Annotated in this window: 15 protein-coding genes; 10 read left to right on the top strand and 5 right to left on the bottom strand. The window is 71.4% G+C overall.

What is annotated here, in order from left to right; genetic code table 11:
• Positions 1–27: 27 nt before the first annotated feature.
• Together ACIP4Z_RS20215 and ACIP4Z_RS20210 are read right to left on the bottom strand one after the other, a co-directional pair.
• Positions 28–636 carry an SPW repeat protein gene (locus ACIP4Z_RS20215; protein ID WP_391042974.1) on the bottom strand — a complete coding sequence of 203 codons (609 nt, stop codon included), beginning with the start codon at positions 634–636 and terminating at the stop codon, positions 28–30.
• Between the two features lie 378 nt (positions 637–1,014).
• Positions 1,015–1,458: a MarR family transcriptional regulator gene (locus ACIP4Z_RS20210; protein WP_391042971.1), complete on the bottom strand. Its 444-nt coding sequence runs from the start codon at positions 1,456–1,458 to the stop codon at positions 1,015–1,017.
• Between the two features lie 241 nt (positions 1,459–1,699).
• Between ACIP4Z_RS20210 and ACIP4Z_RS20205 the strand changes: the two genes are divergently transcribed.
• The 5 genes from ACIP4Z_RS20205 (at position 1,700) to ACIP4Z_RS20185 (ending at position 9,229) form a co-directional block, all read left to right on the top strand.
• Positions 1,700–2,998: an MFS transporter gene (locus ACIP4Z_RS20205; RefSeq protein WP_401309869.1), complete on the top strand. Its 1,299-nt coding sequence runs from the start codon at positions 1,700–1,702 to the stop codon at positions 2,996–2,998.
• A 187-nt stretch (positions 2,999–3,185) separates the two neighbouring features.
• Positions 3,186–3,695, top strand: coding sequence for a hypothetical protein (locus ACIP4Z_RS20200; RefSeq protein WP_401309867.1), 510 nt, complete (start codon positions 3,186–3,188; stop codon positions 3,693–3,695).
• A 5-nt stretch (positions 3,696–3,700) separates the two neighbouring features.
• Positions 3,701–6,529: a substrate-binding domain-containing protein gene (locus tag ACIP4Z_RS20195; RefSeq protein WP_401309864.1), complete on the top strand. Its 2,829-nt coding sequence runs from the start codon at positions 3,701–3,703 to the stop codon at positions 6,527–6,529.
• Complete coding sequence (locus ACIP4Z_RS20190; protein WP_401309861.1) at positions 6,526–8,004, top strand: extracellular solute-binding protein; 1,479 nt, start codon at positions 6,526–6,528, stop codon at positions 8,002–8,004. The genes ACIP4Z_RS20195 and ACIP4Z_RS20190 overlap by 4 nt, the downstream gene beginning before the upstream one ends.
• A gap of 76 nt (positions 8,005–8,080) precedes the next feature.
• The gene (locus ACIP4Z_RS20185) at positions 8,081–9,229 is read left to right on the top strand and encodes an alpha/beta hydrolase (protein ID WP_401309858.1); all 1,149 of its coding nucleotides are present in this window, start codon (positions 8,081–8,083) and stop codon (positions 9,227–9,229) included.
• On the opposite strand, the gene ACIP4Z_RS20180 is transcribed toward ACIP4Z_RS20185, so the two are convergent.
• Complete coding sequence (locus ACIP4Z_RS20180; RefSeq protein ID WP_401310136.1) at positions 9,226–9,807, bottom strand: hypothetical protein; 582 nt, start codon at positions 9,805–9,807, stop codon at positions 9,226–9,228. The two genes, ACIP4Z_RS20185 and ACIP4Z_RS20180, sit on opposite strands and share 4 nt — an antisense overlap.
• Positions 9,808–9,952: 145 nt before the next feature.
• Here ACIP4Z_RS20180 and ACIP4Z_RS20175 point away from each other — a divergent pair, with 145 nt between their 5' ends.
• From ACIP4Z_RS20175 to ACIP4Z_RS20165, 3 genes are all read left to right on the top strand, one after another.
• Positions 9,953–11,347, top strand: a complete 1,395-nt coding sequence (locus ACIP4Z_RS20175) for a putative T7SS-secreted protein (protein WP_401309855.1) — start codon at positions 9,953–9,955, stop codon at positions 11,345–11,347.
• Positions 11,344–11,628 (top strand): hypothetical protein, encoded by a 285-nt coding sequence (locus ACIP4Z_RS20170; protein ID WP_401309853.1) that lies wholly within the window; start codon positions 11,344–11,346, stop codon positions 11,626–11,628. The genes ACIP4Z_RS20175 and ACIP4Z_RS20170 overlap by 4 nt, the downstream gene beginning before the upstream one ends.
• An 80-nt stretch (positions 11,629–11,708) precedes the next feature.
• A complete protein-coding gene (locus tag ACIP4Z_RS20165) occupies positions 11,709–11,867 on the top strand; it encodes a hypothetical protein (protein WP_401309850.1) in 159 nt (52 codons plus the stop codon).
• A gap of 45 nt (positions 11,868–11,912) precedes the next feature.
• On the opposite strand, the gene ACIP4Z_RS20160 is transcribed toward ACIP4Z_RS20165, so the two are convergent.
• Both ACIP4Z_RS20160 and ACIP4Z_RS20155 read right to left on the bottom strand, forming a co-directional pair.
• On the bottom strand, positions 11,913–12,218 hold the full coding sequence (locus ACIP4Z_RS20160) for a hypothetical protein (RefSeq protein WP_401309847.1): 306 nt from the start codon (positions 12,216–12,218) through the stop codon (positions 11,913–11,915).
• A gap of 85 nt (positions 12,219–12,303) precedes the next feature.
• Positions 12,304–12,966, bottom strand: coding sequence for a TetR/AcrR family transcriptional regulator (locus tag ACIP4Z_RS20155; protein ID WP_401310133.1), 663 nt, complete (start codon positions 12,964–12,966; stop codon positions 12,304–12,306).
• A gap of 174 nt (positions 12,967–13,140) precedes the next feature.
• Here ACIP4Z_RS20155 and ACIP4Z_RS20150 point away from each other — a divergent pair, with 174 nt between their 5' ends.
• A complete protein-coding gene (locus tag ACIP4Z_RS20150; protein ID WP_401309844.1) occupies positions 13,141–14,175 on the top strand; it encodes a medium chain dehydrogenase/reductase family protein in 1,035 nt (344 codons plus the stop codon).
• On the top strand, positions 14,172–14,339 hold the full coding sequence (locus tag ACIP4Z_RS20145) for a hypothetical protein (RefSeq protein WP_401309842.1): 168 nt from the start codon (positions 14,172–14,174) through the stop codon (positions 14,337–14,339). Before ACIP4Z_RS20150 ends, ACIP4Z_RS20145 begins: the two co-directional genes overlap by 4 nt.

Genomic DNA, 14,339 nt, shown 5'->3' with positions numbered 1-14,339 from the left:
AGTCGGTGCTCCGGACTCAGTACCGGATCAGCGCTCGGGATCGATCCTTCGCTCGGGGTCGATCCTCCGCTCGGCGCCCAGCCCACGGTCGGAACGCGCACCGCGGTCCGTGCTCATCGCGCGGTCCGAGCTGAAGCCGCGCTCCGCGCGGTCCGAGCCCATCCGGCCGCCGCCGGCCGGGAGCCCGCGGCTCCTGGACCGGCTACGGCCGAGCATGCCCATGCCCATCGTGGCGAGTCCGACCAGGCAGATCACCGCTCCGGTGATCACGTTGCTGAGGATGGTCTTGTGCACGTGGGGGCTACCGGACACCACCCAGGGTGCGACGATCGTGAACGCGCCGATCACCACGGCGGCCCAGCCCAGTCCGTGCGTACGTTCCAGGACGGAGCCGAAGCCCAGGGCCAGGACGGCCAGGGCGATGCCGAGGATCAGGTTGGTCACGGTGAGAGCGTGGAAGCCGGTGAATCCGGCCACCCACGGCGAGATCGCCAGGTAAAGCCCGGCCAGCAGGGCCAGACCTTCAACGAGACCGGCCCATGGCTTCGCCGCCGCTTCCTCGTACCGGCCCCGAAGGGCCATCAGGTCCGGGTGGGTATCGATTCCCGTCGTCGGGTTGGTCGATTCGGTGGCCATTCCAGCCACCTCCTTTGCTGAGTGCAGTCGCTTCTACCACCGGATGTCCTTCGGGTCTCCGCCCCGAAGCTGCCGCATCCTCACACAGCGTAAATCGCCTGATACCACTCAGGCCACTCGGATGGCGTACATATCTCCTCATATCGCCCTGCCGCCCCCCGCCGGACCCTTGCGACGACCGCCCAAGGGCGTTCCTCGCTGATTTCCTCACCGAATCACGGGGCAGGGGTGCGGGCGGGGGCGGCACGGCCTCGGACCCGGCGGATCACGGGTGAGGGGTGCGGGCGAGGGGTGGCCGGGGCGCACGGCCTCGGCCCGGCCCGGCTCGGCTCGGCTGATGGCTCGTCGCCCCGGCCGTACGCGTCAGGCGGTCGGGGCTCAGCGGGCGCCGAGCGCCTCCACCGTACGGACCAGCGGCGCGAGTTCGGGCTCGCGGGCGGCCTCGTCGAGGGCTTCGCGCAGGGCGCGGTCGTTGGTGGGGCGGGCCTCGGCGAGCAGGGCGAGCCCGGTCTCCGTGACGTCGGTGTAGATGCCGCGGCGGTCGGTGTCGCAGAGGTAGCGGACCAGCAGGCCGCGGTCCTCCAGGCGGCTGACCAGCCGGGTCGTGGCGCTCTGGCTGAGCACGACCGCGTCGGCGACCTTCTTCATCTGGAGGTGGCCGCCGGGGCCGTTGTGCTGCTTGCTGAGCACGTCGAGCAGCGAGAACTCGCGCACGCTCAGCTCGTGCCCCGCCTGGAGCGCGCGCTCGATGTGCGCCTCGATCCTGCCGTGCAGCAGGGACAGCGCGCACCAGCCCTGGGCCAGCGCCACGGTCTCGGTCATCCTCGGCTCCTCCACCGGCCTCGCGGCGGCTCGCACCACCCTCGTCCCCGACCGGCCGGTTCGCGCCGGCCGGTCCCGCGGTCGTCGTCGGCCGCGTCTTCAGGATAGCCCGCTTCCGCAATAGGCGGCGTTTGCACTTATCCCGCGTCTGCAATTATTGTGGGCGCTGGTTAACCGCACACCGGTCCCGTACCCGTCCGTACCGCCGGTTCCGTCCCCTCTCCTCCGGAAGGTGTTTCCCATGCCGCTCGCGCTGCTCGCCCTGGCCCTCGGGGCCTTCGGCATCGGCACGACCGAATTCGTGATCATCGGGCTGCTGCCCGACATCGCCGGGGACTTCGGGGTGTCCATCCCGACCGCGGGCTTCCTGGTGACCGGCTACGCGCTCGGCGTCGTCGTCGGCGCGCCGCTGATGACCGTGCTCGGCACCAAGATCTCCCGCAAGCGGATGCTGATGCTCCTGATGGGGCTCTTCATCGCCGGAAACCTTGTCTCCGCGGTCGCGCCCACCTTCGCCCTCATGCTGGCGGGCCGCATCGTGGCCTCCCTCGCGCACGGCGCCTTCTTCGGCATCGGCTCGGTCGTCGCGGCCGGTCTGGTCGCCGCGGAGAAGAGGGCCGGGGCCATCGCGATGATGTTCACCGGCCTGACCGTGGCCAACGTGGTCGGCGTACCGCTGGGCACCTTCGTCGGGCAGTCCGCCGGGTGGCGCGTCACCTTCTTCGTCGTCGCCGGTTTCGGCGTCCTCGGCCTCGCGGGCATCGCGAAGCTCGTCCCCGAGATCCCCCGGCCCGAGGGCGTACGCCTCGGGCACGAGCTGGCCGCCTTCCGCAACGTCCAGGTGCTGCTCGCCATGGCCATGACCGTGCTCGGCTTCGGCGGCGTCTTCGCCGCGATCACGTATCTCGCGCCGATGATGACGAACGTGACCGGTTACGCGGACTCGTCCGTCACCTGGCTGCTGGTGCTCTTCGGGCTCGGCATGGTCGGCGGGAATCTGCTCGGCGGCCGGTACGCCGACCGGCGGCTGATGCCGATGCTCTACGCCACGCTCGGCGGGCTCTCGCTCGTCCTCGCGCTCTTCACCGTCACCGCGCACAACAAGGTGGCCGCCGCCGTGACCGTCTTCCTGATCGGCGCGCTCGGCTTCGCGACCGTCCCGCCGCTCCAGAAGCGGGTGCTCGACCAGGCGTCCGGCGCCCCGACGCTCGCCTCCGCCGTCAACATCGGCGCCTTCAACCTCGGCAACGCGCTGGCCGCGTGGCTCGGCGGGCTCCTTCTCTCGGCCGGGCTCGGCTACACCGCCCCGAACTGGCTCGGCGCGGCCCTCGCCGCGGCGGCGCTGGCGCTGGCCGTGACCTCGGCCGCCCTCGGCCGCGGCTCCGCCCCCTCCGGCCGACGGCCGGGAAGCGTCACGGCCGCGCGCGCCCCGAAGGAGCGCGGGGAACCGCGCGAGCAGCCCACCACCGGGCCGGTGGCCCGACGACAGCCGGACTACCCCGCTGGGGCCGGTGGTGACCTGCGCGAACACCGTGGCTGAGCGCGCGGTTCCCCGTGCCCCCGAAAGGGCCGGCTCGCCGTCGTGCCCAGGGCACCGGCCCCGCGGGGGCCGGCGGGCGACCCGTGGAGGCCGGCGGATCGCCCGTGGGGGCCGGCGGATCACCCGTGGGGGCGCGTCGGCGCAAGGTAGTGACGGAGTGTCAGCGTCCGTGCAAGAGTAGTGAGTTATGACTCATGGGGACGGGGAGCCGGGCCGCAGGATCCGGATTCGGGTCACTGGCGACGACGCGCAGGATCTGGAAGCGCTGTACCGCTGGCTGAGCCTGGAGGACTGGTTCGCGCAGGCCGAGGCCGCGCATCAGCTCACGGCGGAGGTCCGCGAGTACGACGGCGGGCGGCATGACCCGGAGGAGCGGCGGGACGGCCCGCCGATGAGCGGCGGCCTCGTCGAACTGGTGCTGGTGATCGCGGGCGCGGCCATCACCCCGGTCTTCGAGGACCTCTACAACCGCGCGAAGGTCGCCGCCCACGCGTGGGCGGCCAACAGCAGCAGCGACGACCACCCCATGGTGACCGACGTCCAGGCGGACGGCGCGGGCGACGGGGTCGACGGCGGCGACGGCGGCGGGGACGGGGCCGGGGACGGGGACGGCGCAGCCGACGGGGGCAACGGGGCGGACGACACGGACGACGCCGACGAGGAGCCGGAGGACGACGAAGGCGGAAGGAACACCTAGCCATCGTGCCCTCGCATGCTTACGACCCACGCGGCAAGGCCAATCGCGCACTGCTCTTCGGGGTGTACCGGTACGACCACTTGGACGACCTGCCGGGCGTGCGGCACAACCTCGGCCAGTTGGTCGAAACCCTGATGGCCGGAGGGGTGTTCGGGGCCAACGAGGTCCGGCAGGTGCTCCCCAGGACCCAGCTCGAATTCCTCTCGCACCTGGAGAACGAGGCCAAGGCCGCCGAGGGCCTGTTCCTGCTCTACTTCGCCGGACACGGCGGAGTGGACCGCAACGGCGACAACTTCCACCTGCTGGTCGGCGAGTCCCGCAGGATCGGCCGCGACGACTACGCGGAGGCGGTGTCCTGGAGCAGCCATGTGCTGCCCAGGCTCAGGGACATCGCCGAACGCCGGCTGGTCGACCGGATCGTGGTGATCCTGGACTGCTGCTACGCGGGCAACGCGCTGCTCGAATTCAAGCCGGGCACGCTGCACCGCGGCAGGGACCGTATCTCGGTGCTGACCGCCGTCCAGATCAACCGCCGGATACCGGGGGGCAACGGGCACGAGCCGACGCCGTACACCAAACAGCTCATCCGGCTGCTGCACGACGGGCTGCCGAGGACCGATGAGGACATCGGGCCGGAAGAGGCCGCGCGGATCGAGCTGATCCCGCTGTCGGCCGCGCTGTACGAGGCGATGCGGCACAAGTTCACGGAAGGCGGCGACGACCCGTGGGTGCCGCGTCACCACGCCGCCGAGTCCCGGCAGGACGTACTGCTCGGGCTCTCGCCGCGGCTGCTGGAGGAGATCGACCGGCGGAACTCCGCGGGCCGGGCGGCCTGGTGGCGGGCGGCGCTCGCGGCGGCCGGGATCGGCGCGGGCGAGGGGCGTACGGGGCGGGGCCGTCGCGGAGAGCGCGGAAGCCGTGGAGAACGGGGTGGTCGCGGGGAGCGGGGAAGCCGTGGGGAGCGCGGCCGTCCTGGGGAGCGCGAGCAGCGCAAGGGCCGTCCCCGTAAGGAGAGTTCGGGCACAGCCGGTCCCGGCAAGGGCCACAATCCCAAGGTCCTGATCCCGCTGTTCACCGCCTTCGCGGTGCTCCTCGCCGGAGGCGGCTACGGCGTCTACACCTGGGTCGGCGGGAGTACGGCCTGCGCGCCGCCGGTCGAACTGCGGCTGCTCACCGACCCGGACGCGGCCCCGACCGTGAAGAAGGCCGTGGCCGCGTATCTGACCTCGGGCGCCAACCACACGGGGAGCGGCTGCCGCCGCTCCGGGATCAGCCTGGTCGACCCCAAGTCCGCCGACGCGGTGACCGGTTTCCAGCACGCGGCCGACTGGCGTACGCCGCGCTCGACCGGTGAACTGCGCCCGCAGCGCGACATCGGCGCGCAGCCGGACATCTGGATACCGGGCTCCGACGTCACCCTGGCCCGCGCCAAGTCCCTTGTCGGCAAAGGCGACGACGTGGAGCTCGGCTCGCTCGGCCCGGTCGCGTACACCCCGGTCGTGCTGGCCATCCCGACGACCCTGGCCAGTACCCCGGCCTCGGTCACGGGCACCCCGCTCGGTCAGCTCCTCGACCAGCTCAAGCGCAACAACCCCAAGACGGTGCCGGTGCTCCGCGCCGATCCCGAGTCCACGGATTCGGCGCAGCTCGCGACGGTCGGGGTGTACGGGCAGAACGGCGTCGCGCCCGTGAGCGACGCGGTCGTGGGGCAGTTCGAGCGGCAGGCGGCCCAACTGCGGCCCGCGCAGCCCGACTCGTACGCGCTGATGTGCGCGCTGGCCGGGGCGGACCCCGAACTGAAGGACAACGCGGCGGTGTTGGTGCCCGAGCAGGTGATGACGCAGTTCAACACGCACGCGGACGCCAAGGCACGGGTGGGCTGCGACAACAACAGGCTCCATCCCCGCGCGCCGCAGTATCCGGCCGATGTCGCGCCGCTCGACCTGCCGTTCGTGCACGTCACGTGGAAGGGCGCGGACCGCGACGCGACGGCCAGGAAGGACGCCGTCGACCGTTTCCACACCTGGCTGACCGGAACGGCCGGGCAGAAGGTCTTCACCGACGACGGCTACCGGACGGTCGGGGGCGCGACCGGCACCACCAGCGGTTCCGCGAGCGGCACGGCGACGGACACGGGCTCCGGAGCCGTCGTTCCCGGCAGTACGGTCATGCCCGGCACCTACCCGCCCGACGCCCAGTGGCTGGCGAGGTACGCCGCCGCCGTGGGCAGTGCGCTGGACCGCTACCGGCACGCGCTCGGCCCCGGCCGGGTGCTGTATCTGCTGGACAAGTCCAGCTCGATGGACACCTACTGGAGCAATTCCGCGGGCGCCCTCGACCTGCTGTCGCAGTCGCTCGACACCTTCGGGCCGGACGACGCGTACGGCGTGTGGACGGTGGTCGACAAGCCGCCGACGCAGCAACTGGTGCCGCTGGGCAGGCATTCCGACCTCGCCGGTATCCGCCGCGAGGTCAAGGCGACGAAGCTGGTGGACGAGGAGTCCTACCCGGGACCCGCGCTGGACGCCGCGCTCACCGAGATGACGGAGCGCCAGAAGGCCACCGGCGGGGCGCAGTTGATCGTCTACATCACCGACGACGAGGACGACGAGCACTTCAAGGGCCGGGATCTCCCCGACCTGCTGGCGCGGATCGCCGCCCGTCCCGTACCGGTGGAGTGGGTGTCCCTGGCGCCGGGCGGCGGCTGCGCTGCCGGTTCGGTCGGCGCGCAGATCGCCAGGACCAGCGGCGGGCGCTGTCTGAACGCGTCGAGCAGCCAGGTCTCGGAGCTGCGCGACGACGTCGCCCGCGCGGGAACGGGGAACGCCCGGTGAGGCGGCGTCGCGCGGCGACCGCCGCCGCCCTGTGCCTGCTCGCGCTCGCCGCCGCCGCGTGCACCGGCGGGGGCGGCGGGGGCCGTGCCGCGCAGCCCACGACGACCGGCGGCGGCGAGATCATCGTGGCCAGCGGTCTGGACGTGACCGGCAGCGACGGGGTGCGCCAGCAGCTCATCGAGCAGTGGAACGGGACGCCGGAGGGCAGGCGGCACCCGGCGCGGCTGGTCGAGCTGCCCGGCGAGGCCGACCAGCAGCGCAGCCAGTTGCTCGGCGCGCTCCAGTCCGGCAGTTCCGCGTACGACGTGGTGAATCTGGACGTCACCTGGGTGCCGGAGTTCGCGCAGGCCGGGCTGATCAGCCCGCTCGACCACCAGATGAATCTCGACGACGGGGACGTCATCCCGTCCGTCGCGGGCACCGCGCGGTGGGACGGCCACACCTACGCGGCGCCCTTCAACAGCGATGTGGGGCTGCTCTATTACCGCGCCGACACCATCAAGGCCATCGGCATCGATCCGGCGAGCTTCCCGAAGGCCGACACCACCTGGCAGGAGCTCCAGACGCTCATCAGCGATGTCGACGCCGACAAGGACCACCAGCCCAAGGGCTACATGGCGGGGTGGACGAGCCAACTCGGCGCGTACGAGGGGCTGACGGTCAACGCCATCGAGGCGTTCGCCTCGGTGGGGGTCCAACTCGCGGACGCCGAAGGTCATTACACGGCCGACCCGGCGAAACTGCGGGCAGCTTTGAGCGAGTTGAAGTCCCGCGCGGGCCATGACGAGACGCTGCCCGAGGCGCTTACCTCCGACGAGTCGACATCGCTCGGCGACTTCGCGGCCGGGCACACCGTCTTCCTGCGGCACTGGCCGTACGCGTACGGCGCGCTGTCGCGGACCTTCGGCCCGTCGCGGATGCAGGTGGCGCGGCTGCCGGGGAAGGCCGTGCTCGGCGGGCAGAATCTGGCCGTGGCGGCGGGGTCGCCGCGCGCGAAGTACGCGCTGGACCTGGTCAAGTACCTGACGGACGCGCAGTCGGAGCGGTGCCTGCTGGACGCCGGATTCGCGGCGACGCGGGAATCGGCGTACAAGGACGCGAAGGTGCGGTGCACGCTCGCGCCGGGCACGAAGGGGTCCGGGGGTTCCGGCGGGTCCGGGGGTTCCGGGGGTTCCGGGGGTTCCGGCGGCTCTCCGAGTCCGGGGGCCTCGGCGTCGTCGGAGTCGCTCGACATGCCGCGCGACGCCGACGGCCGCCCCGCGTACGCCGCTTCCACGCTGCTGCCCGCGCTGACCCAGGCGGTGCAGCGCCCCCGCACCCCGTACTACGGCGCTCTCACGCAGCTTCTCCAGGCGCAGTTGCACGACTGGATCTCCGACACCGGTCCGTTCAGCGGGGGCGGCTCGTCCATCGACCCGGGGCCGCTCGCCGATTCCCTCGACCGGTCGCTGGCGAAGATCCTGAAGGGCAAGTAGGGCGCTGGTGATCGTCTTTGACACGCCTGGGGCCGGTGAGGCAACTCGGGCGGTGCTCCAGCGTGTTGACCGGAGTATGAGATCTCCTCTTCGATCCACCGTCCGCACGGCGGCGGCCTCGCTGCTGCTGGCCGCCGGGCTCCTGGCGGCGGGCACGCAGACACCGGCCGTCGCCGCCGTACCGCATGCGACCGCCGAGACCGCCGCCACGACCGCAGCCACGACCGCCGCCGGCGTCGGGACCGCCGAATACGACCTCGGGGACACGGCGTTCACCGATCCGGAGTCCGGCACGGTCAGCGAGGTGCGGGCCGTGGTGCACTACCCGCGTCATCTGACCGGGCGGCTGCCGCTGGTCGTCATGTCGCACGGCTCCTGGTACGCCTGCGACGACGCGGACGCGCAGACCTGGCCGTGCCCGGCGGGCTCGCACCCGTACCCGAGCTACCGGGGCTACGACTACCTCGGCCGCGCGCTGGCCGAGCGCGGCTTCGTCGTGGTCTCGCTCAGCGCCGACGCCATCAACATGACGTCCTTCGACTACGGCGACCGCGCCCGCCTGATCAATGAACACCTGCGGCTGTGGCGGGACTTGGCCAACGGCGGCGGCGCCCTGAAGGGCCGCTTCACCGACCCGGCGACCGGCCGCGCGGTCGCGCCCGCGTTCACCGGCCACGTTGACATGACGCGCGTCGGCACCCTGGGGCACTCGCGCGGCGGCAAGGGCGCCATGTGGCAGGCGTCCGACAAGCACCGCGCCGAGTGGCCGACGGGCGTACGGGTGAAGGCCGTTCTCGCGCTGGCGCCGGTCAAGTTCGACTACCCGGAGGGCGAGAACAGCGACACCCTCGATACGAAGGTGCCGTTCGCGGTCGTCACCAGTACCTGTGACGGAGCCGTCCACGAGCAGGGCCAGGAGTATCTGGACGACATCGCGGGCCTGAACACCGTGACGGACTTCTCCGTCTCTCTCCAGCACGCCAACCACAACTACTACAACCGGTCCTGGACCCCGCCGGCCTCGCTCGGCGAGGATGACAGCACCTGCCCCGCGCAGGAGTTGACCCCCGCCCACCAGCAGGACGCCCTCACCGCGTACGCCGTCGCCTTCTACCGCTACGAGCTGTACGCCGACCCCACCGGCCTCCCGGTCCTCACCGGCCGCCACCCCCTCCCCCACACCCCCGCCACCACCCGCATAGCCCTCCCCGCCCCCACCTCCTAGGCCCGCTCAGCGGCCCGCAACACGGCACCGTACTTCACCAACCGCCGCCGGGACAGCAGCACCCCCAGCCCCCACAACCCGACGAAGAACGCCCAGACACCGCCGCAGACGAGCAACGGCCCCGCCGTGAAGCCGAACTGGGACAGTGGGATCAGCAACGCCAGCGGCAGCACCACTACTTGGATCAGGCCGCGCCTGCGATGGCCTCGCGCGTAGTCCACCTGAATACGCGCGTGCAGCAGCTCGACCTCTTCTCGCACCTCCGGCGACGGCCGCAGCCGCCGCCGTCCCGGCCGCATTCCCGGCAACTGGCCGCCGCGCAGTCCCTCGGGATACCGCGCGGCGGCCAGGGTCGCCCGTTCCGCCGCGTCCGCCTCCCGCCGGAACCCGAAATACGGATTCGGACTCCCCTTCGGCGATGTCGCCGCCATCCCCTCGTACCGGTACCCGTACTGCTCGGCGACAAAGGCGAACGCCGCGAATCTCCGCCACGACCCCACCAGATTCCGCGCCTCATGCCGCGCCGCTCCCCGCGCCCCGTCCCGCATCAGCGCCTTGAGTTGAGCCTCCACGAACATCACGACCTCCGGCCTCCGTGGTCTGGCATGACCTTCTGTCCGGTCCCCGCCGGCGGACCCGCATCCGGGACTCGGCGGAACCATCCATACCGCAAGGATCTTCTTATAGCTTGGTCAAGAAAAAGTCATCTCTGAACGAAGCGGCATGAGTTCGTCATGCGGATGGGGGGCGAGCGTGGGCTCGTTGAAGTATCCGAACCTTGGCTTCGATCCGGCTCCGGGGGATCTGGAAAACGTCCGTCTGATGGTCTCCGCGGTGGGGCAAGTGGCCCACAATAGCGGCAGCGCCCAGAGCCAACTGAGCAAGATCGGCACCTCGGACGGTGTATGGGTGGGGAAGTCCGCCGACGCCTTCACGGAGTCCGTGGAAAAGATTCCGCCATATCTCAAGAAGGCCCTTGACGCGGTGAATTCGGCGCACCGGGCCCTGGCGGGCTGGGAGACCAGTCTGGACGGCTTCCAGTCGCGGGCCCGCGGGCTGGAGGAAGAGGCGGCTGCCGCGGCGCGGAAGGTCGACTCGACCAAGAGTTCCTTGACCGGTCTTCCCGCGGACACCTCCACGATGTCCGACACGGAGAAGGAAGCGCACGAGCGGGACAAGAAGGGCAAGCAGCAGGCGTACGACACGGCGCACGGCGAACTGGAGTCGGTCCGGGGGCGCGCCCGTACTCTGCACGTCGAGTACACCACCGCGGCCGACTCGACGGCGCGCGCGCTGAAGGACGCCACCGACGACGCCCCGCCGAAGCCGGGTTGGTTCGACAATCTGGTCGACAGCGTCACCGACTTCCTCGCCGACGCGTGGAACGTCCTGTCCGATCCGAACTTCTGGAAACTGGTCGGCGACATACTCGCCGACATCGCGATGGTCATCGGCGTGATCTGCCTGGTCGCCCTCGCTCTCGGCACCGGAGTGGGGGCGCTCGGCCTGATCGGCTTCATCGTCGGCGTGGGCGCGCTCGCCGCGCACAGCGCCGCGATGATCGGCGGCGCCGAAGGTGTGACCTGGCAGACTCTGGCCTGGGACGCCGCGGGTGTGATCGCGGGCGGTATCGGTCTGGCGGGCGGCAGCATGATGAAGGCCGGGCGCGCGATGGTACAGGCGGGGCGTGAACTGCGTGTCGCGGAAGGCATCGTGGCGACGCTCGGCAAGATCCGGCCCGGCGCGCTGGGCAACATCGCCAAGATACCCAGCGGTGTCGCCAACACCCTGCGCGGTTTCAGCATGGCAGGGCAGGGCTGGACGTATGTGGCCACGGGCAAGGTATTCGACTTCGTGGGCACCGTCACCGGCGCGGGCTTCGCGCTCGGGTCCAACGCGAACGACGGCCGGTGGACCGACGGCGACTGGAACATCTCCGACATCCCCGTAGCCGGGCCGATCGCCGGATTCGTCAACTACAAGGCGCCCGACAACAGTCCCACGGTCATGGCGCCCGGCCCGCTCGGCCCGACGTTCGACGTCCCCACGACCTTGACGTCAGCGGGCAACAGCTTCGCCAAGGGGCTGGAGCAGGGGCAGTACGGGACAGCGGCGTGAGCGGCCCGACTGCCCAAGGCACGGCAAAGGGCGCGGGGCGGGAGATCCCGTACGCGTTCGGATACCAGGTACCCGACGAGTTCATCCGGCTGCCGGAACCCACTGAGTCCGAAGGCTGGCACGAGGCGCTGGCCACGTTGATGCCCGACGCCGACGAGGAGCAACTGGCCTCTGCGGGAGCGCAGATGCGTGCCAGTCTGCCGGGTCTGGCCGCGGGCAGCGGGCAGCGGGCAGCGGGCAGCGGGCAGCGGGGACACCGTCGACCTCGCTGCGGCTGCTGACGCTCCCCGCGGGCATGGCCGCCGCGGCCGGAGTCGAGGATCCTACTGGCGCCGCGGCGACAATACGGCCGACGCTGCCCGTGGCGGCGCTGCAACTGATCGTCCCGGCGCCCCGCGACTACTGCGTCTACGTGACGATCTCGACGCCGTCGCTCTTCCTGCTGGACTCCTACAGCGGGCGGCTCGCACACATCGGGCGGACGTTCACCTTCAATCCGTCCCAGGAGCACGACGGTTGAGGCCGAGGCGCGGGGAGTGAGCCCGCGGGGCGAGCGGCGGACGGCTTACTCGCCGCCGCCTTCGCCCGCCTTCTTGAGTTCGTCGCGGAGCTTCTGATCGATCTTGGCGAACTCCTCGGCGGCCTGATTCGCGAACTCCGAGACGCCCCGGGTGAGTTTGGAGAGCTGGCCGAATCCGTAGTCCCAGGAGTCGGCAAAGTCGTCACACGCCGATTCCAGGCCGGAGTGGCCGATCTCCTTGGTGTTGGCGTGCTTCATCTCCTTCGAAGCGCTCTTCATCTGGTCGCCGCTGGTCTCCAGCTTGCGTGCCATGTCCTTGACCTCGTCGCCCGCGAACCGCAGAAAAGACATCCGGCCCCCCGTCCGTATCGCGTCTTCGTGTTGCGCCTCTGCCGATTCCCAGAATAGGTCCAACTGCCCTGGCGCGGCGGTGAGCTCAGGGTTTGAGGAGGGCGTGGAGTTCGGCTTCGTAGAGCTGGGCGGGGTCGAGGGACATGCCGGTGAAGTGGCCGGCGGCTTCGAGGGAGAGGACGCCGTGGAGGCGGGTCCAGCAGGTGAGGGCGCGGTGGAGGGCGGTGGTGGGGGCGGGGTGGGGGTCGGCCCATGCGCGGTGGGTGGCGAGGTGGGTGTCGAAGGGGGTGACGGGGGCGGTGGCGTCGGGGTCGAGGGCGACGCAGGCGTCCAGGAGGACGGCCATGATCTCGGACGCGATGCCGGTGATGTCGTCGGGGGCGTGGTAGCCGGGGACGGGCGTGCCGTAGAGGAGGAAGTAGCGGTGCGGGTCCTCCAGGGCCCAGCCGCGCAGGGCGTGGGCGAGGGCGACCAGTTCGGGCCGGGAGTCGTAGGCCGAGGCGGCGGCGTGGACGCTGAGGAAGGTGTCGGCGAGGCTGCGGTAGCCGTCCCTGACCAGCTCGGTGATGAGTTCGTCGCGCCCGGCGAAGTAGCGGTAGAGCGCGGGGCCGCTCATGCCCATCTGTTTGGCGATGGCGTTGAGGGAGAGCGCTGAGGCGCCCGCCGTCGCGATCTGCTCCCACGCGTGTTTCTTGACCTCCTCGCGGACCTGGGCCCGGTACCGCTCGCGCGGGGTGCTGGTGCTCATACCCGGTTCAGCCACTGGCCTTGCCTCCTTCCCGTACGTCGTGCCCGTACGTCGTGCCCATGTTCCCTTTAGTTAGAGGCTATCACGAACGCTATTGACACTCCCGATCGTGAGGTGTTAGAACTTCTAACGAACGCAAACGTCAGTAACGAGCAGCTCGCAGCGGAGGCCGCCATGAACACCACCGAAGAACTCACCGAGGTCGTCCTGCCCGGCAAGGTCGAGCCGGAGGGCCTCCAGGTCAGGCACGGCGCCGTCCCCACGCCGGGCCCCGGCCAGGTCGTGGTGCGGATGGAGGCCACCGGCGTCTCCTTCGCCGAGCAGCAGATGCGCAGGGGCCGCTACTACGACCAGCCGCCGTTCCCCTTCGTGCCGGGTTACGACCTGGTCGGCACCGTGCAGGCGGCGGGCGAGGGCGTCGGCGCGGACCTGGTCGGCACGCGGGTCGCCGCGCTCACCAAGACCGGCGGCTGGGCCAGCCACGTGGTGGTCGACGCCGCCGACACCGTCCCGGTGCCCGAGGGGGTCGGCGCGGCGGAGGCCGAGGCGATGGTGGTCAACGGCGCCACCGCCTGGCAGATGCTGCACCGCAAGGCGCGCGTCCGCGCAGGACAGACCGTCCTCGTGCTCGGCGCGAACGGCGGCGTCGGCTCCGTCCTGGTCGAACTGGCGCGGGTCGCGGGCGTCCAGGTGATCGGCACGGCGTCCGTACGGCACCACGACGCGCTCAGGGAGCGCGGCGTCACACCGGTCGACTACCGCGCGGGTGACGTCGCCGCCCAGGTCCGCGCCCTCGCGCCCGGCGGGGTGGACGCCGTCTTCGACCACGTCGGCGGCCGGGGCGTCGTCGACTCGTGGCGGCTGCTCGCGCCCGGCGGCACGCTCGTCTCCTACGGCACCGCGTCCACGCTCAACGACGAGGGCTCCAAGCAGTGGCCCGTGCTCAAGATCATCGCCCGCGTCTGGGTCTGGAACACGCTGCCCAACGGCCGCCGCGCCTACTTCTACAACCTCTGGGCCGGAAAGGCCCTGGCCAAGGACCGCTTCCGGGCCCGGCTGCGCGCCGACCTCACCGAGGTCTTCGCCGCGCTCCAGCGCGGCGACGTCACCGCCCGGGTCGCGGCCCAACTGCCGCTGGCACGCGTGGCGGAGGCGGTCCGGCTGGCCGAGTCGGGGACGGTCGCGGGGAAGGTCGTCCTCACGGCGTGACGCGCCCGCCGCCCCGGTCGAGCACGGGCCCGGCCGGTCCGGCACCGGCACCGCCCCTCGACCCCGGCACCGACCCCGGCACCGGCACCGGCACCGGCACCGGCACCGGCACCCACCCCGCCACCGCCACCGAAGCACCGCCACCGGCACCGACGCGCCGCTGA

Source organism: Streptomyces sp. NPDC088910, assembly GCF_044749865.1.
In the GTDB taxonomy this organism is placed as follows: domain Bacteria; phylum Actinomycetota; class Actinomycetes; order Streptomycetales; family Streptomycetaceae; genus Actinacidiphila.
This window is presented reverse-complemented; position numbering and strand designations above follow the sequence as displayed.

Coding starts and splice junctions, on each gene's coding strand:
- ACIP4Z_RS20150 (WP_401309844.1), top strand. CDS start 13,141: ATGAACACCACCGAAGAACTCACCGAGGTCGTCCTGCCCGGCAAGGTC.
- ACIP4Z_RS20155 (WP_401310133.1), bottom strand. CDS start 12,966: ATGAGCACCAGCACCCCGCGCGAGCGGTACCGGGCCCAGGTCCGCGAG.
- ACIP4Z_RS20215 (WP_391042974.1), bottom strand. CDS start 636: ATGGCCACCGAATCGACCAACCCGACGACGGGAATCGATACCCACCCG.
- ACIP4Z_RS20210 (WP_391042971.1), bottom strand. CDS start 1,458: ATGACCGAGACCGTGGCGCTGGCCCAGGGCTGGTGCGCGCTGTCCCTG.
- ACIP4Z_RS20185 (WP_401309858.1), top strand. CDS start 8,081: ATGAGATCTCCTCTTCGATCCACCGTCCGCACGGCGGCGGCCTCGCTG.
- ACIP4Z_RS20200 (WP_401309867.1), top strand. CDS start 3,186: ATGACTCATGGGGACGGGGAGCCGGGCCGCAGGATCCGGATTCGGGTC.
- ACIP4Z_RS20175 (WP_401309855.1), top strand. CDS start 9,953: ATGAGTTCGTCATGCGGATGGGGGGCGAGCGTGGGCTCGTTGAAGTAT.
- ACIP4Z_RS20180 (WP_401310136.1), bottom strand. CDS start 9,807: ATGTTCGTGGAGGCTCAACTCAAGGCGCTGATGCGGGACGGGGCGCGG.
- ACIP4Z_RS20205 (WP_401309869.1), top strand. CDS start 1,700: ATGCCGCTCGCGCTGCTCGCCCTGGCCCTCGGGGCCTTCGGCATCGGC.
- ACIP4Z_RS20160 (WP_401309847.1), bottom strand. CDS start 12,218: ATGTCTTTTCTGCGGTTCGCGGGCGACGAGGTCAAGGACATGGCACGC.